Annotated in this window: 17 protein-coding genes and 1 pseudogene; 9 read left to right on the top strand and 9 right to left on the bottom strand. The window is 41.7% G+C overall.

Going from position 1 to position 21,395, the window contains the following annotated elements:
- Window positions 1-33 precede the first annotated feature (33 nt).
- From hisB to L2748_RS05030, 7 genes are all read left to right on the top strand, one after another.
- Complete coding sequence (gene hisB / locus L2748_RS05000) at window positions 34-1,128, top strand: bifunctional histidinol-phosphatase/imidazoleglycerol-phosphate dehydratase HisB (protein WP_220781012.1); 1,095 nt, start codon at window positions 34-36, stop codon at window positions 1,126-1,128.
- Window positions 1,125-1,853 (top strand): imidazole glycerol phosphate synthase subunit HisH, encoded by a 729-nt coding sequence (hisH, locus tag L2748_RS05005; RefSeq protein WP_220781013.1) that lies wholly within the window; start codon window positions 1,125-1,127, stop codon window positions 1,851-1,853. The genes hisB and hisH overlap by 4 nt, the downstream gene beginning before the upstream one ends.
- Complete coding sequence (gene hisA / locus L2748_RS05010; protein WP_220781014.1) at window positions 1,850-2,587, top strand: 1-(5-phosphoribosyl)-5-[(5-phosphoribosylamino)methylideneamino]imidazole-4-carboxamide isomerase; 738 nt, start codon at window positions 1,850-1,852, stop codon at window positions 2,585-2,587. The genes hisH and hisA overlap by 4 nt, the downstream gene beginning before the upstream one ends.
- Window positions 2,569-3,342 carry an imidazole glycerol phosphate synthase subunit HisF gene (gene hisF / locus L2748_RS05015; RefSeq protein ID WP_220781015.1) on the top strand — a complete coding sequence of 258 codons (774 nt, stop codon included), beginning with the start codon at window positions 2,569-2,571 and terminating at the stop codon, window positions 3,340-3,342. The genes hisA and hisF overlap by 19 nt, the downstream gene beginning before the upstream one ends.
- 36 nt (window positions 3,343-3,378) lie before the next feature.
- Window positions 3,379-4,020: a bifunctional phosphoribosyl-AMP cyclohydrolase/phosphoribosyl-ATP diphosphatase HisIE gene (gene hisIE / locus L2748_RS05020; protein WP_220781016.1), complete on the top strand. Its 642-nt coding sequence runs from the start codon at window positions 3,379-3,381 to the stop codon at window positions 4,018-4,020.
- A gap of 352 nt (window positions 4,021-4,372) precedes the next feature.
- On the top strand, window positions 4,373-5,152 hold the full coding sequence (locus tag L2748_RS05025) for a type 2 periplasmic-binding domain-containing protein (RefSeq protein ID WP_220781017.1): 780 nt from the start codon (window positions 4,373-4,375) through the stop codon (window positions 5,150-5,152).
- Between the two features lie 173 nt (window positions 5,153-5,325).
- On the top strand, window positions 5,326-6,429 hold the full coding sequence (locus tag L2748_RS05030; RefSeq protein WP_220781018.1) for a phosphoribosylaminoimidazolesuccinocarboxamide synthase: 1,104 nt from the start codon (window positions 5,326-5,328) through the stop codon (window positions 6,427-6,429).
- Window positions 6,430-6,497: 68 nt separating this feature from the next.
- Here L2748_RS05030 and lpxM read toward each other — a convergent pair whose 3' ends face one another.
- The 4 genes from lpxM to pheS all read right to left on the bottom strand — a co-directional run bounded on the left by lpxM (window position 6,498) and on the right by pheS (window position 11,203).
- Window positions 6,498-7,436 carry a lauroyl-Kdo(2)-lipid IV(A) myristoyltransferase gene (gene lpxM / locus L2748_RS05035; RefSeq protein WP_220781019.1) on the bottom strand — a complete coding sequence of 313 codons (939 nt, stop codon included), beginning with the start codon at window positions 7,434-7,436 and terminating at the stop codon, window positions 6,498-6,500.
- Window positions 7,437-7,514: 78 nt separating this feature from the next.
- On the bottom strand, window positions 7,515-7,811 hold the full coding sequence (gene ihfA / locus L2748_RS05040) for an integration host factor subunit alpha (RefSeq protein ID WP_220781020.1): 297 nt from the start codon (window positions 7,809-7,811) through the stop codon (window positions 7,515-7,517).
- A gap of 4 nt (window positions 7,812-7,815) precedes the next feature.
- Window positions 7,816-10,203 carry a phenylalanine--tRNA ligase subunit beta gene (gene pheT, locus L2748_RS05045; RefSeq protein WP_220781021.1) on the bottom strand — a complete coding sequence of 796 codons (2,388 nt, stop codon included), beginning with the start codon at window positions 10,201-10,203 and terminating at the stop codon, window positions 7,816-7,818.
- 16 nt (window positions 10,204-10,219) lie between these two features.
- A complete protein-coding gene (pheS, locus tag L2748_RS05050; RefSeq protein WP_220761390.1) occupies window positions 10,220-11,203 on the bottom strand; it encodes a phenylalanine--tRNA ligase subunit alpha in 984 nt (327 codons plus the stop codon).
- A 443-nt stretch (window positions 11,204-11,646) separates the two neighbouring features.
- Here pheS and L2748_RS05060 point away from each other — a divergent pair.
- Together L2748_RS05060 and L2748_RS05065 are read left to right on the top strand one after the other, a co-directional pair.
- Window positions 11,647-13,136: pseudogene (locus L2748_RS05060) on the top strand (methyl-accepting chemotaxis protein).
- A gap of 185 nt (window positions 13,137-13,321) precedes the next feature.
- Window positions 13,322-15,931 (top strand): PDC sensor domain-containing protein, encoded by a 2,610-nt coding sequence (locus L2748_RS05065; protein WP_220781024.1) that lies wholly within the window; start codon window positions 13,322-13,324, stop codon window positions 15,929-15,931.
- A 76-nt stretch (window positions 15,932-16,007) separates the two neighbouring features.
- Here the strand turns inward: L2748_RS05065 and L2748_RS05070 are convergent, their stop codons facing one another.
- The 5 genes from L2748_RS05070 to speB form a co-directional block, all read right to left on the bottom strand.
- Complete coding sequence (locus L2748_RS05070; RefSeq protein ID WP_220781025.1) at window positions 16,008-16,883, bottom strand: putative ATP-dependent zinc protease; 876 nt, start codon at window positions 16,881-16,883, stop codon at window positions 16,008-16,010.
- 710 nt (window positions 16,884-17,593) lie between these two features.
- The gene (locus L2748_RS05075) at window positions 17,594-17,947 is read right to left on the bottom strand and encodes a DUF3802 family protein (protein ID WP_220781026.1); all 354 of its coding nucleotides are present in this window, start codon (window positions 17,945-17,947) and stop codon (window positions 17,594-17,596) included.
- Window positions 17,948-18,604: 657 nt separating this feature from the next.
- Window positions 18,605-19,180: a YceI family protein gene (locus L2748_RS05080; protein ID WP_220781027.1), complete on the bottom strand. Its 576-nt coding sequence runs from the start codon at window positions 19,178-19,180 to the stop codon at window positions 18,605-18,607.
- A 496-nt stretch (window positions 19,181-19,676) separates the two neighbouring features.
- On the bottom strand, window positions 19,677-20,315 hold the full coding sequence (gene pdxH, locus L2748_RS05085; RefSeq protein ID WP_220781028.1) for a pyridoxamine 5'-phosphate oxidase: 639 nt from the start codon (window positions 20,313-20,315) through the stop codon (window positions 19,677-19,679).
- A gap of 137 nt (window positions 20,316-20,452) precedes the next feature.
- Window positions 20,453-21,382, bottom strand: coding sequence for an agmatinase (gene speB, locus L2748_RS05090; RefSeq protein ID WP_220767540.1), 930 nt, complete (start codon window positions 21,380-21,382; stop codon window positions 20,453-20,455).
- Between the last annotated feature and the right edge of the window lie 13 nt (window positions 21,383-21,395).

Below are 21,395 nucleotides of genomic sequence, written 5' to 3' on the forward strand. Positions count from 1 at the left end.
CTTAAATAACAAGATTTGGAAGGCAGACGCGCAATGAAACAGAAAATATTATTTATCGACCGTGACGGCACCATTATCGAAGAGCCGGTAACCGACAAACAAGTTGATAGCCTGGCAAAGTTGGTATTTGAGCCTAATTTCATTCCTGCTTTACTTAGATTACAAAATGCAGGCTACCGTTTGGTCATGGTCAGTAATCAAGACGGCTTAGGCACACCATCATTCCCAAAAAATGATTTTGATGCACCACAAGATATGATGATGCAGATCTTAAATAGCCAAGGTGTGCTGTTTGACGATGTGCTTATTTGTCCGCACTTTGATGATGAGAACTGCAGTTGCCGTAAGCCGAAATTAGGCTTGGTTAAAGGCTACCTCACTTCAGGCAAAATTGATTTTACTCAGTCAGCCGTTATTGGCGACCGCGAGACTGATATGGGCCTTGCCGACTCAATGGGGATCCTTGGTCTGCAATATAACCCGCAAAGCCTTAATTGGAACGCGATTGCAGATAAACTACTGAGCAAAAATCGCCTTGCAACAGTTGTTCGTACCACTAAAGAAACCGATATTCAGGTTACCGTGGACCTAGATTCAACTAGCAAAGGAGAGATAAACACTGGCATCGGCTTTTTTGATCACATGCTTGAGCAAATATCAACTCACGGCAACTTCACCATGAATGTAAAAGTCGATGGCGATCTAGAGATTGATGATCACCACAGTGTTGAGGACACTGCATTAGCCATTGGCGATGCACTGCGTCAAGCACTAGGCGATAAACGTGGTATAGCCCGATTTGGTAACACCCAAGCAGGTGATGTTTTCCAGCAAGCGATCCCGATGGATGAAGCTAGCGCTGCTTGTTTACTGGATATTTCAGGCCGTCCTTTTATCAAGTTTGAAGGCGAGTTTGAGCGTGAGTTTGTCGGCCAAATGGCCACTGAGATGGTGCCACACTTTTTCCGTTCATTTGCTGACGGATTGCGCTGTACGTTACACATTAGCACCCAAGGCGATAACGATCACCACAAAGTAGAGAGCTTATTTAAAGTACTGGGACGTACGTTAAGACAAGCGGTTGCTATTGAAGGCGATTCACTTCCCTCAAGTAAAGGTGTGCTATGAGTAAAGTAAATGTCACTCGCCGTCCAAGCGAGATTATTGGCAACACCGTTATTATCGATACCGGCTGCGCCAATCTAAGCTCAGTTAGATATGCTTTTGAGCGCTTAATGACGGATATTGAACGCGAAAGTCTTTTTGTTAGTGATGATGTCGAAATGATAAAAAACGCTGAGCGAATCATTTTACCCGGCGTAGGCACAGCCGCTGCGGCGATGGCATCGCTGAAAAACCGTGGCTTAGTTAATGTCATTCAAGCACTAAAACAGCCGGTACTCGGCGTATGTTTAGGCATGCAGATGCTAACTCGATCTTCAAAAGAGCGCGGCGGCAAAAGTGAAGATTGCCCTTGCTTGAATATCATCGCCACCGATATTAAGCAGCTTGATAGCCAAGGTTTACCGCTTCCGCACATGGGCTGGAATCAAATAACACCATCAAGCCATCCGATATTTGCCGGGATCAGTGCCGGCAGTTATGTGTATTTCGTCCATAGTTACCGCGCGCCATTAAGTGATTTTACCATCGCAACCTCACAGCACGGTGAAACATTTAGCGCCGCCATTGCCAAAGATAATTTTATTGGCCTGCAATTTCACCCAGAGAAAAGCAGTGACGTTGGCGCTGCAATGCTACAAAACTTTCTATATATGAATAAAGACACTTTTGCCCAATCGTCTACTAAGTCATTGGCGAGCAATAACCCATTAAATGAGGCGAAATTATGATTATACCGGCAATTGATCTTATCGACGGACAAGTGGTTCGCCTCTACCAAGGTGATTACGCCCAGCAAACCACATTTAATTTAAGCCCTCTTGAGCAGCTAAAAAGCTATCAAGCTCAAGGCGCTAATTTACTGCATATTGTCGATTTGACTGGCGCGAAAGATCCACACCAGCGCCAAACTGCCTTAATTGCAGAATTAGTCAACCACCTAAATACGCCAATTCAAGTTGGCGGCGGTATTCGCACCGAAGCGCAATTAAATGAACTGCTTGAAATTGGTGTTAGCCGAGTAGTAATTGGCTCATTGGCAGTAAAAGAGCCTGAGCTAGTCAAAAGCTGGTTTGAAAAATATGGTAGTGATGCCATTTGCCTCGCCCTTGATGTGAATATTAATCAGCAAGGCGAGAAGATTGTTGCGGTATCAGGTTGGCAAAGCGGCGGCGGTAAGAGCTTAGAGTCATTGGTTGAAGAGTTTAAATGCGTAGGCTTAAAGCATGCTTTAGTCACTGATATTAGCCGCGATGGTACCTTGCAAGGTGCCAATACCGCGCTGTACCGTGAGATAGCAGCAAGTTATCCCAAGATCCAATGGCAAGCCTCAGGTGGTATCGCTACTCTAGACGATGTCAATGCGGTAAAAGAGAGCGGCGCCAGCGGGATTATTATTGGTAAAGCCCTATTAATAAAACAATTTAACGTCGAGGAGGCAATTAGATGCTGGCCAAACGTATAGTCCCTTGCCTCGATGTAAAAGAGGGGAAAGTGGTTAAAGGGGTGCAATTTCGTAATCATGAAATCGTCGGCGACATAGTGCCTCTAGCTAAACGCTATGCCGAAGAAGGCGCCGATGAATTGGTATTTTATGACATCACCGCCAGCGCCCATGATAGGGTCATTGATAAGTCTTGGATAAGCCGCGTCGCTGAGCAGATTGACATCCCGTTTTGCGTTGCTGGCGGCATAAGAACCATAGAGCAGGCAAGAGAGAAGCTCGCCTTTGGCGCTGATAAGATTTCAATTAACTCGCCAGCATTAACTGATCCAAGCCTGATTGCCCGCTTACAAGATGAATTTGGGCGACAGTGCATTGTAATAGGCATTGACTCTTATTATGACGCCGTAACAGAAAGCTACAAAGTAAAGCAGTTTACCGGTGATGAAGCGGCGACTAAAGATACGCAATGGTTCACCCAAGACTGGGTTGCTGAGGTGCAAAAGCAAGGCTGCGGTGAAATCGTGCTGAATGTAATGAATCAAGATGGTGTAAGGCAAGGTTACGACATTAAGCAACTCTCAATGATTCGAGCTATCTGCGATGTGCCACTCATTGCCTCTGGCGGCGCCGGTACTATGGAGCATTTTAGGCATGTGTTTGCCGAGGCTAACGTTGATGCAGCCCTCGCAGCAAGCGTGTTTCATAAAGGTATCATCGATATCCAAGATTTAAAGCGCTACCTAAAAAGCAACAATATTGCCGTTCGCGTTTAAGTGAAACCAGGCGATTACAGGACTTAAGGAACAAATATGAGCACGCTTACGCAACAGACAAACAAGGGGGCTGACTTAATCAGTCAGCTCGATTGGGATAAAACCGGCGGATTAATTCCAGCTGTAATACAAAATCACCTAACCGGAAAAGTACTGATGCTTGGCTATATGGATCAAGCTGCGTTAGATAAAACCCTATCAACCAAGCAAGTGACTTTTTACAGTCGTAGTAAACAAAGACTTTGGACCAAGGGCGAAACTTCCGGCAACACCTTAGACTTAGTCGCTATCGATAAAGATTGTGATAATGACAGCTTATTAGTACAGGTTATTGCCAATGGGCCGACTTGTCACAAAGGCACAGAAAGCTGCTGGACTGATGGCGAAGCCCACAGCTTTATTGACAACCTGTCGACATTGATTGCATCACGTAAAGGCCAAGACCCGCAATCAAGCTACACCGCTCATCTATTTGAACGCGGTACAAAGCGTATTGCCCAAAAAGTAGGTGAAGAAGGCTTAGAAACCGCACTCGCTGCAGCGACCAATGACAAGCCAGAGCTGATTGATGAGGCCTCTGATCTTATCTATCACCTGCTAGTGTTGCTTGAAGATCAAGAACTCAACATGCAAGACATCAACTTAAATTTGATGAAAAGACACAACAAAGCAAAATAGCCGCTAAATATGCAGGGCGTATCCATCTAGTTGCGCCCTAGCCTCATTACAGCGCAAACCTAATATTCAATTGCACTACGTCAACTTGAACATTTGGGAATAATAACGCGGCAAGTACTAGATATACCTCCATGCAAGAGCAAGAGTTGAATGCGCAACATATTCATTTAAATAAACTATTATCCTTAAATAACCCATGCATTATGCATAGGAATGCGCTAGCATAAAATTTACTCATTACAAGCTTATGTATTGAGCGAGGTGATACCACGACTGAAATTAAGGTCTGAATAAAACAATAACAAATAAATGAATATGCTAAAGCAGCCCTATCGATGTTAGGTGAAGAAGTATGAAGTTAAGCTATCCACTTTTGACAACCTTATTAATATTATCTTGGCTCCAGCCACATAACAGCTCAGCCAACGAACTCACTTATCTTATTATTGCCAATCAGGCTGAGCCGTTTCAGATTAACAGCTCTAATTACCAAGCAAACTCAGGCATCATCAGCGATGTTGTTGCCGCCTTAGCGAATAAAAAAAACCTGACCATTACGACTCATGTCATGCCTTTTAAACGCTACATACATGAAATTGAAAAGAATACTTATACCAATTGGATTAGTTATGGTTCGCCGCTGTGGCGCCTTGAAAAACAACATTGGGCGCAAAACAAGCGCCTTTCAAAACAAGCATTATTTAGAGCACGCCACTCTCTCGTACAACGTCATGATGACCCTACCCACTATGCTAAGGTTGAAGATCTATTTGGCAAAACAGTTATTCTTCTCAAAGGATTTGATTACCCAGGCGTTATGCCTTTTATCAAAACAGGTCAAATCAAAAAAGTCGATGTCAAAAGCCACCAAAGTGCACTGAAGGCGCTGACAAGTAAACGAGATGATGTATTTATTGAAATGGATAGTAGAATTCGTTACGCACTGAAACAACATAATATCGACAGAACCAGCCTAAAACTAACAGACGTTCCGCTGATCACCCCCTCATTAGATATACACCTTTCTTTTGGTGATGAGGTTAGTCAAGATACAATTGATTGGATAGACGATCAGATAATCATCATGAAAGCCAATGCGCAATTAGAAGCGATAATTAATCGGTATCAGTAACTTATAACAGCATAAAATATTGATTTCTAGGCTAGATAAACCACGATTTTACACAATAGAAAACACTGTTTTTAAAAGCGCTAAAACGGCACTCCCTAGGGTGTTGCGTTTCGCAACTTCTGTTACAATCTGCGCCACTAAAATTAAGCTTCTCAATAATAAAAGTGTGCCCTATGAATCTTGCAGATAAAGTTTTAGTCGTAAATGACAACCTTCCAATTCGTACCAACCAACCTGTTCACTCAGGAAAAGTTCGCAGTGTTTACTGGTTAACTGAAGAAGATAGCGCTCGGTTAATTAAAGATAAAGGTTACGATGTACCAGCAGATGCCCCACTTGCCATTATGGTGATCAGTGACCGTATTTCAGCATTTGATTGCGTTTGGCAAGGTGAGAATGGCTTAAATGGTGTACCCGGCAAAGGTACAGCACTTAATGCTATTTCAAACCATTGGTTTAAACTTTTCAAAGAAAAAGGCCTTGCTGACAGCCATATCTTAGATATTCCACACCCATTAGTATGGATCGTACAAAAAGCGCGTCCTGTAATGATTGAAGCTATTGCTCGTCAATACATTACCGGTTCTATGTGGCGTTCATACACTAAAGGTGAGCGTGAGTTCTGTGGTATTACGATTCCTGAAGGCTTAGAAAAAGATCAGAAGCTTCCAGAGTTGTTAATCACCCCGTCAACTAAAGGTGTATTAACTGGCCTTGAAGGCGTACCTGAAGCTGATGATGTTAACGTATCGCGTAGCGACATTGAGCGTCACGTTAAAGGCTTTAATTTCAGCAATGAATCTGATATCGATTTATATGAAAAACTGCTTAAAGAAGGCTTTGATGTGATTAGTGATGCATTAGCGCAGCACGATCAGATTTTCGTTGATACCAAGTTTGAATTTGGCTACGTCAACGATGCGGCTGGCAACGAAAAGCTAATTTATATGGATGAAGTAGGCACACCAGATAGCTCACGTATTTGGGATGGTTCTTCGCACCGTGATGGAAAAATCATTGAGCAGTCTAAAGAAGGCTTCCGTCAATGGTTACTCAACCACTTCCCAGATCCAGATATCTTGTTAAACAAGAATCGCATGCAAGAGCGTTTTGCGTTAGCGGCGGATAACAAACTACCAGAATCAGTCATGATGGATATCTCTAATACCTATGTGGGTATTGCAGAAAAAATCATCGGTCAGAAACTACACATCAGCGATAACCCGAAACAAGAAATCATTGATATTCTAAGCAAAGAATACCAACTGATTGGCTAAACGGTTGAGCCAATTAAAAAGCCGCAAATGATTGCGGCTTTTTTGTGGAACATCTTCAGCTCAATCATTTACGGATAAATCGATGCTTCGCCTTCAGGGCGGGTTTTTAGCACCTTTAAGAACCACATATATTGCTCTGGGTAAGCCAAAATGACTTGCTCAACCGCTTTATTCAAAGCGATAGCTTCATTTTCTTTACCTTGCATAGTTTCAGGATCAATTGCAGGCATAACAGTTAAGTCAAAGCGACGTTTAGCTTTATCGTAACCAATTTTAACAGGCATAACTTGAGCATTGCCCGCTTGAGCTAACCGACCCACCACAGGCAATGTCGCCTTAGTGGTGCCCAAAAATGGCGCAAACACGCTTTTATCTCGGCCAAGATCTTCATCTGGTAGATAAAAGAAGCTGTTATCTTGCTTTAACTCAGATAATAACGCACGGATCCCCGCTTCGCGCATGTAAATATTGCCCCCTTGAGAGCTACGCATACGGTTATTAAACCAATTAAATAAGCCATTTTTATGGGCTTTAGCCATTGAAACCATAGGAAGGTCTAAATTTAAGCGTAAACCTGCATATTCGATGCCCCACACATGTGGCATGATGAAAATCACTGGTTGCCCCGCAGCACGTGCTTTTTCGACATGTTCAAACCCATGCAATTGCACTCGGCGTCGCATGTGAGCACGAGACTTAAGCATCAACTCAGATTGCGCCAATAGAATCATCACAAAGTTTTCAACGTTATCATTAACTAACGCATCAATCTCAGCAGCTGTTTTATCAGGGAAACAGGTGGTCAAATTTGCTCTGGCGACTTTAATTGGCTTTTTCGCAATGTGCATCACCAGTTTGGCCAATGTACGAGCAATCGGATCACGTAGCCAAGCAGGCATAAGGCCAAATATGACTAAAACCAGAATTGCGATCCAAGTAAGCCAATACTTTGGATGTAACAAACTCAAGTTAAAACGTCGGTCAAAATACTTAGGCTTTCTAGACAAGTCTAAAACCTCTACAGCAAGTAAATAACAGAAAAAGCCACTCTAATGAGTGGCCTCTTCATCACGACACTAATGCGATTACTTCTTCGCGTTAGCCTCTTCGACTCGGCTTTTCAGCTTCTGTCCTGGACGGAACGTCACTACGCGACGTGCGGAAATTGGGATATCTTCTCCCGTCTTTGGGTTCCTTCCCGGTCTTTGATTCTTGTCCCTCAGGTCAAAGTTGCCAAAGCCAGATAGCTTGACCTGCTCACCACTTTCAAGAGCTTGACGAATTTCTTCGAAAAACGTCTCTACCATCTCTTTCGCTACTCTCTTGTTCATGCCTAGCGTTTCAAAAAGATGTTCTGCCATTTCGGCTTTGGTAAGTGCCATACTTTTAGTCCCTCAACGATGCGTTGAACTCGTCTTTCAGAGCAGAAACCACGACTTCTACCATCTCTGCGATTTCTTTCTCTTCCAGTGTACGAGCGTTATCTTGTAATAAGAGTGCAATTGCAAGGCTCTTTTTGCCTTCCTCTACACCTTTACCTCGGTATACATCGAACAAGTTTATGCCAACCAACTGATTTTCGCCAACTTTTCTTATCATTTTTACAACATCATCGGCGGAAATAGCGTCATCTACTACGATGGCGATATCACGACGGTTTGCTGGAAACTTAGATACAGTCTGGGCTAGCGGCAAATTAGCGTGCAATAAAGCGTCTAATTCTAGCTCGAAAATAATTGTCTTTCCGTTAAGGCCAAATGGCTTTTCTAGGCTTGGGTGAACCGTACCTATAATACCAATAACGCGATCATCTCTTAAGATTTCAGCACATTGCCCCGGATGTAACGCTGGATGTGTTGCCGCTCTGAAACTAAATTCAGCATCAGCAACAGTTAAACCGATGACTGCTTCTAAGTCACCTTTTAGGTCAAAGAAGTCTACTGTTTTTGACTCCATTGTCCAATGCTCATCATTTTGATTACCCGCAATGACAGCTGCAAGCATAGGTTGCTGTGACACACCTGACTCTGCAGTTTCATTTGGGACAAAACGTAAACCTGTTTCAAACAGTCTGACACGGTTTTGTTGACGGCTTTGGTTGTAACCTACAGCAGTCAAAAGACCGGTGAACATAGATAGACGCATTGCAGACATCTCAACCGAAATTGGGTTCGGTAGGATCATTGCTTCTGCACCTGGGTGAATCAACTCTTGTTGCTTAGGATCCACAAAGCTATAAGTCACAGCTTCTTGGAAACCACGAGCAACCAACATGCTGCGCACACGCTTGATGTTGATGTTTGACTCTTTATGATCAGACATGCTCAATTGCGCAATTGGCGCAATATTTGGAATATTGTTGTAACCGTAAATACGGGCAACTTCTTCAATTAAATCTTCTTCAATCGCCATATCAAAGCGGTAAGTTGCAGTCGTTACATTCCACTGCCCTTCACTCACCTCAACAGCAAAACCAAGACGCTCTAGGATTTCAGTCACATCGTTATCTTCAATGTGGTGACCTAGCGTTTTGTCTAGCTTGCTACGACGTAATACGATTTGTGCAGGCTTTGGCAGGTTATCTTCAGACTTTGCTTCAACCACAGGACCGGCTTCGCCACCACAAACATCCAGTACTAGACGGCTTGCGCGGTCCATTACTTTTTGTTGCAGCTCTGGGTCAACACCACGTTCAAAACGGTGCGATGCATCAGTATGCAAACCAATCTTACGCGCTTTACCTAAAATAGCTAAAGGCGCGAAGAATGCACATTCTAGTAAAATATCGGTTGTTTCAGTGGTTACACCACTGTGCTCACCACCAAATACGCCAGCAAGAGCTAATGGCTTGGCTTGGTCAGCAATAATCAACATACCTTCAGGGATGGTAATTTCATTGCCATCAAGTAGCGTTAACTTCTCTTCAGACTTAGGCTTACGTACTTGAATGCCACCATCTAACTTAGCTAAGTCAAATGCGTGCATTGGTTGACCAAATTCAATCAACACAAAGTTAGTGATATCAACAATTGGGTCAATAGAGCGAATACCGCTACGGCGCAATTTCTCTTGCATCCATAGTGGAGTTTCGGCTTTGACGTTAACATTTTTGATAACGCGGCCCAAGTAACGACCACACTCTTGTGGCTCTTGCACGTCAATGCTAACTTCATCAGCGATAGTTGCAGCAACGGCTTGCCATGTAGGCTCAGTGACTGACTGACGGTTTAATACGCCCACTTCGCGTGCAAGACCCGCCATGCCTAAACAATCAGCACGGTTAGCCGTTAAGTCAACGTCGATTACCGCATCGTTTAGATCAAGGTATTCACGTACGTCTTGACCTACTGGTGCATCTAATGGCAATTCAATAATGCCATCGCTTTCGATATCTACACCTAGCTCGCCAAACGAACACAGCATACCGAATGATGGTTGACCACGTAGTTTAGCTTTCTTAATTTTGAAATCGCCTGGTAGCACAGCGCCAACCATAGCAACCGCAACTTTAAGGCCTAAACGACAGTTTGCAGCACCACATACGATGTCGATAAGCTCGTCGCCGCCAACATTGATTTTGGTTACGCGCAGCTTGTCAGCATCAGGGTGCTGGCCACACTCAACCACTTCACCCACTACAACACCGCTAAAGTCTGCTGCTACTGGCTCAACGCCATCAACTTCAAGACCTGCCATGGTAATTTGGTGTGATAATTCTTCGCGGTTAACACTTGGGTTAACCCACTCACGAAGCCAAGATTCGCTAAATTTCATGCTATTACAGCTCCGTTTATTTAAATTGCTTCAGGAAGCGTAGGTCGTTTTCAAAGAATGAACGTAAATCGTTAACGCCGTAGCGAAGCATTGATAAACGCTCTACACCCATACCGAATGCGAAACCTGAGTACTTCTCTGGATCGATACCCACGCTGCGAAGTACATTTGGATGTACCATGCCGCAACCTAATACTTCTAACCACTTACCATTTTTACCCATAACATCCACTTCTGCTGAAGGCTCTGTGAATGGGAAGTAAGATGGACGGAAACGCACTTCTAGATCTTCTTCAAAGAAGTTACGTAAGAAGTCGTGCAAAATGCCTTTAAGCTCGGCAAAGTTAACGTTCTCAGCGACAAGCAAACCTTCAACCTGATGGAACATTGGTGTATGAGTTTGATCGTAATCGTTACGATATACACGGCCTGGAGAAATAATACGTAAAGGTGGCTTCTCATGCTCCATGGTGCGGATTTGCACGCCTGATGTTTGCGTACGTAGCATCACTTTAGGATTAAAATAGAACGTATCATGATCAGCACGAGCAGGATGGTGCTCAGAGATATTCAGTGCATCGAAGTTATGAAAGTCATCTTCGATTTCAGGGCCGTCTTTAACAACGAAGCCAAGCTCACCAAAGAAAGCTTCAATGCGCTCAATCGTACGAGTAACAGGGTGTAAACCACCATTTTCAATGCGACGACCCGGCAAGCTTACATCAATGCTTTCAGCTTTCAGCTGCGCTTCAAGCTCTGCTGCTTTAAGACCATCAATACGAATAGAAAGTTGCTGCTGAACCGCCTGCTTAGCTTGGTTCACTGCTTGACCAAAAGCTGGCTTCTCTTCAGGAGGAAGTTTTCCCATCATTTTCATCATGTCGGTGATTTGACCTTTCTTACCAAGGTAATCGACACGGAGGTCATCGAGAGCTTTTAAATCTGTAGCTCCTTCGATGGCGGCTAAAGCCTGTTCTACGATCTCTGTTAACTGTGACATCATCTCTTCCAGTGCGAGTAAGTCTTCGACCTACGACTTTTGGGCTAACGTATTTTCTTTAGTGAAAATAGAAAAAGACTAAAATTTTACGTTAGACAGCCACATTTGACTAGGATTAATTCACCTTTTTATAGCCTAACTGTTTATTTTGTTTAGTCCTTATCCATTAAGGCGAGTGATTCAAACTTGTTTAATCAAACTGTAATCTCTAATAAGAAATTGTGAAAAACAACAAAAAAAGACCACTTAATCGCCACAATTACTGCTCCAGCAGTACAGAGAAAGTCACTTATTGGATTTCTGATATACAGAATTTCAATAAGTTACACCTTGCAATGGCTAAAAATAAAGCTAACAAACACTTTGGGTGAAAATCTAATTCAGAATCTTATTTTCTGACCGATAAATAACAAGGTCGGCGTTATTATCAATAAGAGAACATTATGAAAGAAGTTAAGTTCCGCTGGGTGGATAAATACCTAATCCACATGTCACTAAAAACAAAATTCTCAGTATTAGCAATTATCCCTATCATTGCATTAATAGGTTTATCGGTTTTACTTAACAGTGTTCACAAGCAAAACCAGCTTGACGCTCAAGTCGCACAAGCGCAGATATTTAATCAGCAATTCAATGACGTCATTGATATCGCATCGCAACATATGTCTGAAACAGACCTAAAAGCATTTCTCGGCGCCGTTGATGGCAACATTGCAATTTACAATCAGCACCTCGTCAGTTTACGATGCAAGCTCAAAATGGCGGAGATAGCATTATCAACAACCAACATATTGACAGCGTAAGTCACATTAGTCTCAATGGGTTAATCACCCATGTGACGACCCCGCTAAACAATAGCGTTAATCATAGCTATGAAATTTACTTAGGTTTAGCCAGCTTAATCTTAATCATTTTGCTCACTAACTATTATATTTCTAGCTTTGTTGGCGGCGCCCTCTATACCAATGTCATGGCATTAAAAAGAGCCGCTGATGGAGACTTAACCGGACGCTTAAACTTTTTCCCAGTAAAAGATGAATTCAGTATTTTAGCAATCAGCATTGATACTCTAGTTGAACGCCAGCATAAATTAGTGACTGAGATGACAAATGCGAATCAACAAATCCGCAGTGTTGTTCAGGAATTTAGAAACACAGCAACAGAGGGGCAATCTTTAGCCGTTAATCAACGTCAACATATTGATTCATTGGCGACAGCGATGGAACAAATGACGGCAGCGGTAACTGAAGTGTCCCGTAATGCAGAGCTGTCTTCTACTGAAACCCAAGAAGCGAATGTGCAAGTCGATGCTGGTTCGCGTGACATCGCCATATCAGTCGATGCCATCGCAGCGCTGTCTAATGAGATTGGCGATGCTTCCGATGCAGTCAACAACCTGAATGAAAATGCCGCCAAGATTGACGAAGTGGTTACCACAATTAACGCAATTTCTGAGCAAACTAATTTGCTCGCATTAAACGCTGCGATTGAAGCGGCACGTGCTGGTGAACAAGGCCGAGGGTTTGCGGTGGTGGCAGATGAAGTACGCACACTAGCGGGCCGAACGCAAGCAGCAACGGTTGAAATTAAAGCAATGATTGAATCACTGCAAGCTGGCGCCCTTAATCTTAAGCAAGTGATGACCCGCACAGTAGAAAAAGCTGAAGATAGCAAGATGCATGTACTAGATACAGGTAAAGATCTGCAAGGCATTGCTCATCACAGTGCAAAAGTTTATGAAATGAGCGTACTCATTGCGACCTCTGCCGAAGAACAATCGGCTGTAGCAAATGAGATTGCCACTAATTTAATGGATATTCGTAATCAATCTCAACATGTGGAAGCTTCTGCAAACCAATCAGTTTCAGGCTGTAATGAACTACATGCAACGACTGAGCAGCTTGACAAACTATTAGTAGGATTAAAGCTTTAAACTTACTTAAAAACATCTAAGCGTCACCTTACTTCCATTGGCATTAAGGTGACTCCCCCCTTTCGACACCTCTTTAGTCTGTTTTACAAAAAAACAACAAAACTTGTATACTTAGTTCAACATAAATACGCTGTTGCTTTCCTTTTACAAAAACCAGCAATTCACGATGCGAGTAAGCATATTCCATGAGAAAAACGATAACTAAGCAGTCCAAGTTAACCAACTGGCGCAAAAGTATCCCTATGCAATTTATGCTGATCCAGCTTGTGATAGCGGCTGTGATCATTATTGCTAGTGTATGGTTTTTGAAGTCTATTGAAAAAGATAGATTAGTCGATAATCAAACAGAGCTAAGTATCAACCTTGGTAAAACTATCGTCGCTAAGCTTCAACAAAAAACCAGTCGAATTGAAAATCTTGCCGTTACAATTGGCGCTCTCGCTGAAAGTTATCAAGAAAATCCGCAGCAACTAAACAATCTCGTACCCGCAATTTTGAACCAGTCGGGGCAACAAGAGGTCATTCTTGGGGGAGGCGTCTGGCCAGAACCCTTTATATTCAATAAAATAAAACAGAAAAACAGCTACTTTTGGTCTAGAAACTACGCCGATGAGCTGATTAAAATAAACGACTACAATGCAGAGAACATAAGCGCTTACTTTAATGAAAGCTGGTATATTCCGGCTAAGTTCTACCCTACAGATACTACCTACTGGTCAAAATCCTACGTTGACCCTTTTACAAAAAATGCCATGATTACCGCATCAGTGCCTATGTGGTCTCAACATGAGTTCATAGGTGTTGCCACTGTTGATGTTGCAGTTGCCAGTCTAGATGACTTCTTTAATACAGCCACATCAAGTCAAGGTGGCTATGTTTTTGCGCTTGATCAGCAAAACCGGCTATTGTCTTATCCTCATACCGATATAGATGGTCGCCCAACAGTAAAGCTGCAAGAGCTATTTCAGCCATTTTCAATTTTTGCAGATACACATCCGGAGCTAGCTCCTCTGCAACGCCAACTAGAGGCTATTGATAAACAGTTTATCGAAAAAACAAACAGTGCTAACGTTTATGAAAAAGAACAGCTTAACGACATTATTAAAAACGTCCCTCTGCACGAGCAAGATAAGTTAGTAGCCTTGATTAATAACAATGCAAATAACCAATTAAAGAAAGTCGAAGTCATTTTGAGCATGCAATTAAAGCATGAGCCTCGTTTAAAAGAGCCCGTATTAGTGACTGTTTTTTTAATGCCAGGAACTTATTGGAAAATCATACTCGTCACCCCACTATCGAGTATCACTGAAGGTCCACAATCAATAGCTGGGTCAGTTGGCATCTATTTAGTCAGTATCCAAATACTCGCGTTAATGTTGTTATTCATTCTGCAAAATAAGCTATTTATTGCGCCTATTAGTCGTATGGTGGCTGCGTTAAATGACAGTAATCCTGCTAAAATAGAACTCGAATCAAGTAATCGTAATGATGAGATCGGCATGCTTGCTAAAGCATTTAGCTCGAGGACCCGCCAATTAGAAATTGCGCTATCAAGCCTAGATGCAACCAATTTAGCCCTTGAGCAACAATTAGACGTTCAACAACAAGCTCAATATGAGTTAAAGCAAAAAACGGAGCAGCTTCATACCGTATTAAACTCAGCACATAATTTAATATTTATAACGGATCTTGATGGCGTGCTAACTTTGGTAAATGATCAGTTTTGCCATGCCATAAAACGAGAAAGATTAGCGGTTATAGGCGCATATGTTCAGCAGGTTATGCCCAAAAACATTGCCATCATAAATTCGCAAAAGGATTTATCTGTTATAGAAAACAAAATGGAACTAAGCTACGAACAGAGCTTTCCAGCCGCAAACAAACAACATGTCTATTTGGTCACTAAGTTCCCTATTTTCAATCAACAAAAACAGATCCATGCAGTTGGTACAATTGCTTTCGACATTACCTCAACCAAAGAGCAAGAACTTAAAAAGACAGCGCAATTTGAAATATTACGCAGAGAAACTACTGATAATATACGTTTTATTGAAAGGTTAGAACAAACCAATAAACGGCTTGAAAACGAAAGTGTTGCAGTTAAAGCTAACCACAATAGAGACAAAAACTTCGAAAAGGTTAAACTTGAAAACCAAGCATTATACCCATCATTAGTGGCAACCATAGTAAAGCCGATTTTCAGAAAACAAGATGATTTAGCCGCTAAGGCATATCGCCTGTCTAAAGGCGAAATAGGCACTAATGACTTTACCCATTCATTGGCAGAACAAACCGAGCGCTTACGTCATTTGGAGTATCTTTTTTCTGCCCAAGACTATGTAGCAAAACCGATTGATTTAGTCGCTCTGCTACAACACATTGTCGCACTGCTACAGCCTAAATCAGCGGCCAAAAATATTGATTTAATTATCGAGGGTCAGAGTCGACTTATTGTTGAAGGGATCCATTGGCAATTCTTACTGATTTTTTACCGCGCCATAAACAACACTCTGACTGACGCCTTTCCTCAGAAAGCAGGCAAGCAGCAAATAAATATTCAATTACACAAAACAAACCAAATGATCAACATAACAATAGTTGATAACGGTAAAGGCTTTACCGATGAGCAGTTATCAAAACAACAGCTAGCTTTAAATCAAAATGAAGTGTTAGGCACGCTATCTGCGCTTTCAGTATGGCTAAAAAGTGAATTTAACGGCAATGTATCAATCAGTTGCGCTAAAGATAGCGCAGCTAGTACAGTGATAAATTATGAGTTACAAATAAAAATTTAAACGCTCAATTTCAGACTAAACCTATGAGTAAAGCCGCGTATATATCCATTATATACGCCGCTTGATTGATAGCTTTTTATTTAGATACATCCACAATGTAGTGGCCTTGTAACCAATTTCTTCCGATAAGTAACTTATAAGACATCTTACTCCTGTCTCTTAAGTTAACCTTTACCTTATACTCTTGACCCGGTTCACCGATATTAAGCTCAACCATATAACGGATCTCACTTCCTTGTGCGTTGCGGATTAACGAAGTTTCGACAATGCGTGATTTCACCACATGAGACTCACCTTTCTCATTTTCAGTCGTAAAATGAATGATCTTACCGACATTTTTTTCCATATCAGGATCTTCATTGTCAATCTTCATATCAAAAGCATGCAACGAGTTCTCTACTGCGCCAGTATCAATCCGAGTCTTAAACTTTAAACCAGACTCCACAATACTGATAGAAGCTGTAGGGCCAATAATTTTCTTTTCTGATACATCAACAACATAACGGTCTTTTAACCAATTACGACCAATCAAAAGCTTATAATCCATGTGGCTGCGATCACGCAAATTGACTCTAACAGTTCGCTCTTTGCCCTTAAAACCTACATCTAAGTCAACCATATAACGGGTTTCTCTACCTTGGGAGTTACTCACCGTTGACGTTTTAACTATCTTCGCCGTTAAACGCTTTTGCTCTCCGGCATTATTTTCAGTTGTAAAAGAAACCATTTTACCGACATTGTCTTTCATATTTTTGGCGCTACCGCCTTCTACCTTGATATCAAAAGCGTGTAATGAGGTATTTCCCGCTCCGGTATCAATACGAGCAACATAAGAAAGATCTGCATGAGCTACCGACATTTTGGCCGTTGAACCTATAACCGCTTTATCCGCAGCTACAGCCGCTAGTGGTGAAGTTAAAATCAGTACACATAACCCTACTTTTTTTAGCATCGTGATCCCTTTATACGTTTGATATCTTAAATTGATTTATTGATAAGAATGAATGTTATTGCAGAAACTATTACACAAAAAAGCTGTATAGGAGCTTGCTCTGAGCCAATACTATACCAATCTGGATAAGAATTTGATCTACTCTGGACGATTTTTGGCAAACTAATTCAAGGCTGATAACCACAATAATGGTTATTCCCTTATAACGCTATTCAACGCAGAAGTAGGCAGCCTAAACCGTTCCTGACTGGCAACCAAAGGTTTATATTGATTGGTGTTAGCACCTCAGCACGGTGAATTGGTGCGGTAATCAGCTAAAAAATAAAGTTGAATACAAACAGAACAAACAAAACAAGGCAACAGAGGCCATGATAAAGATGCCAGTTTGGACTAGCTGCTTGTTTAAATACACTAACGTGCCGATAAAATTGCACGACTAACCAAACTAAAATAAATGGCAAAAAAGGCAATGAAATAACAAGTGGGAAAAAGCCCCAACCTAAATCAAATGCATTATTACGAAACAGCCTTAAACAAAACCAAAAAGCCAGCAGACAAAGGTATACCAGCGTATGCTGCCTATTTTGAGATTTATTGACCAAATAAAGCATCGCTTGCTCCTCCACCAATACAGCAACAGTAGGCCTTTAGGTAAAGGCCAACAAGCGAAGAAAGCTAAAAGACTGTAACTAAATATGAAATACTGAAGGCTAAGCCGCTATGAGTTTAGCAATTTCTTGATCGAATAAATTCTTAATCAAACAAGAAAACTCTGTGATAAACAATGTTTGTTCCGCGGTCGCCTTCTGATCGGCAACTCGAGCTAAGATCTCTTCCAAATCATAAACGATTGAGTCAACTTCACGGATCACTAAGTTTCTTTGTGCGAATGTTAACGAAGGGTTCTGCCCACAAACCATTATAATCTGAGCAGCGAGTTGTTCCTCAAATAACTCCATTACGGTGTCATCTGATGCACTTTGATGTTGCGAGTTGGCAAAAATGCCTAAATGTTCAGTCAAATACTGAACGAGATGAATATACCCGTCTTTATCGGTGACCATACTTAACCTAAAAACATTAAATTATTAAGTAGTTTTAGTTACTTAATATTATTGATATCTAGACGAGATACTAGCTGAGTTTGGGGGTAATTGAAATCATCTAGACCAACTTGGTACCGAGAATATGACTAAGGCACGATAAGAACCACTTTTGTTTCAACAAGCTTTTTGGTTCGGTAAACCAATCTTGCTAACGGCTCGTTGTTTAACCTTATTATTCCACCAATATTCGCCTTATACCAATCAGTATAAACATTTAGTCGCTCAGCGAGAGTTTAGCGGTTTTGAGGCAAGGCAACGAGCGAAGGGCACAGTTGTTCTACGTTCAAGTTCGTTAACACAGCATCAGAATCGCTAAAACTCGCCAGTCTGGAACGTTTTTGGCTGCCTACTTCTGCGTTGAATAGATTTATAAGGGAATAACCATTATTACAGCTATTCGCCTTGAATTAGTTTGCCAAAAATCGTTCTGAGCTGATCAAATTCTTATACTGATTGGTATTACAACCAAGCAACTGTACTTATCTTAAGTACCCCCAAGATGAAATGCACTTAAATTCAGTGCACTCACATACAGTGGACTTTATATGAGTGCACTTTATATGAGTGCACTAGGATTTATAGCCCTTAGACTAAAAGCGCTTAGCCAAGGTGTGACTATTTTTTTAGGTTAAGCATAAATGAAACTGGAACAGCTTTGCTAATCGCAGACAGTCCAGCGATCTCACGCAACTTTTCCACACCAGATGTCAATCCAAAGCTCTGTGCATTCACAATCACAGGCATAACACTAGCGACTAAGATATGAGACTCTGACAGCTTGGCAATACTCACTGTAAAGGTCATTTTTTGTTTTTGACCATGTAAATCAACCTCGGCATCAACCGATGTTACCGTTACTGAACCAACCGTTAAATCAGCCACTAACTTGGGATCGACCTTAGCTGACAATGTCAGTTTAGGGTACTTATCTACTTCAAAAAGCAAAGATTGCATACGTTCATTTCGAATGTCTATATTAGTCGCCACACTCGCTAATGAGATTGAAAAACTAAATTGCCCCTGCTCATTGAGTGTACCCGCTATCGACTTAAAGTGATGCACCTCGGCTATGTCACCTTTTTTAATTGAAATAAAATTCACATTGGAGCTATCGTTTTCAACGTTCCATGTCCCCGCAGAAGCCACAAATGATAAAGGTAATAGCAGTAAACCAATAATGATTCTCTTCATGTCCGTTCCCTCTTATGTTAGATAGTAATGTTTAAATTGTGATAACCATCAATAATTAAGCTAGCACTAATTTAACATGCTTCAGCAGATGGCGAAGTGGTTTTTCCATTTAACGTCATACATCCATCATTTATTTTAGGCAATGTTTACGTTTTACACTAAATTTGGCGTCGAATTTGAGAAGAAACTAAATAGTAGGCAGACTGTTAACTTCTGACTAAGCAATGTTTACCGAGAAACTAAGTTAAAACAATAAGCGCTATTAAACCCGCTCTCTAAAGACGATGATATTGCTAGCCGTTATAAAGCAAGCCCGCTAAAGGGAGCTTACTCACTCTATTTAAATGAACTTATAAGTCGTTGAACAGAGCCTTAGTCATCAACTTGATTGATGTAATTTCAGGTAAAGCCTAATTGATGATAACCACCTGCTGAAGTCGGTGGTTTAGGGCTAAAAATAAAAAACCACACAGTGTGTGGTTTTAGATATCAATGATTATGGCGCTAAGCGGTTACGCTGCCACTCGTCAGCCACTTTAGTGTAGATAAAGCGGTCATGTAAACGGTGCTCGCCACCTTGCCAAAACTCAATACTGCTTGGACGAACCAAATAGCCGCCCCAAAACTTAGGTAGAGGAACATCACCATTAGCAAACTTTGCTTTCATCTCAGCAAACTTAGATTCTAATGCTTTTCGGGCGCTAATTGGGCTCGATTGCTTAGAGACCCAAGCTGCTATTTGGCTTTCTTTAGGTCGACTCATAAAGTACTTCAATACTTCTGTCTTTGATAATGGCTCAGCCACACCTGTCACAGCGACCTGTTTTTCTAAACTATGCCAAGGGAATAAAATGCTTACTTGTGCGTTATTGGCAATATGCTGCGCTTTACGACTTTCAAGGTTAGTAAAAAATACAAAGCCATCATTATCGAAACGCTTTAGCAGCACAATACGCTGGAATGGCTGACCTTTTTCATCAACAGTCGCGACCGACATCGCAGTTGGATCTTGAATTTTAGAATCGCGAACCATTTCTAGCCAAGCATTAAACAGCACCATTGGGTCATTTGGTACATCTTCGCTATGTAGTTCACCTAATGTGTATTCACGTCTGATATCGCTAATCTTTGACATCCTAGATCCCTTGCAAAACGGCATAAAAAAAGAAGCACTGTAAACAGTGCTTCTTTATCATAACAATCTTAAGCCTTAGACTTAAGCGTTTTAATTAACGTTTAAGTGGCGCTTCACTTGTTACGTAACAAAAAAGGTTACTTAATTTTACCGTTTGACTCAGCCCAAACATGCAGCATTTCTAAGCCTAGAGTTGCACCAGCAAGTGCAGTGATCTCTGCGCTATCGTATGCAGGAGCCACTTCAACCACGTCCATACCTACGATTTTCATGCCTTTAAGACCGCGAATGATCTTCATTGCTTTATCGCTTGTTAAGCCACCACAAACAGGGGTACCTGTACCAGGGGCAAAAGCAGGATCTAAGCAATCAATATCAAAGGTCACATATAAAGGCATGTCGCCTACGCGTTCACGAATTTGCGCAACGATTTCGTCTGCCGTCATTTCATTTGCCGCTGCAGCGTCAATCACTTTAAATAAGTGGTTAGCTGTGTCGTACTCAGTACGAATACCCACTTGAATTGAGTTTTCTGCTGCGATAATGCCTTCGTTTGGCGCATGGTAGAACATCGTACCATGATCGTACTTACTGCCTTGGCTATAAGTGTCGGTATGCGCATCAAAGTGCAATAACGCCATTTTACCATGCTTCTTGTAGTGAGCACGTAGCAGAGGCAAAGTCACAAAGTGATCGCCGCCAAAGCTTAACATTGCTTTATCAGCTTCTAGGATTTTTGTCGCGAAGTCTTCAACACGTTGAGTAAAATCTGCCGAGTCACCACAGTTGTAAACTAAGTCGCCCGCATCAACAATTTTTACGTGCTCGCTAAGTTTAAACTGATAAGGCCAACGTGTTTCTTCCCATGCAAGATTCACAGATGCATTACGGATCGCACCAGGGCCCATACGACCACCAGAACGACCGGTAGTAGCCATGTCAAATGGCAAGCCTAAAACCACAACATCTGCATCGCCTTCAAGTGGTTTGAAGTCTAGTGGTTGTCTTAAGTAACCAAATGCATTTGAATAAAGCGAATAATCAGGCTTATCTGCAATAGTGGTCATAAATACTCCATAA

Origin of the sequence: Shewanella sairae (genome assembly GCF_023283535.1) — a bacterium.
GTDB classification, from domain to species: Bacteria; Pseudomonadota; Gammaproteobacteria; order Enterobacterales; family Shewanellaceae; genus Shewanella; species Shewanella sairae.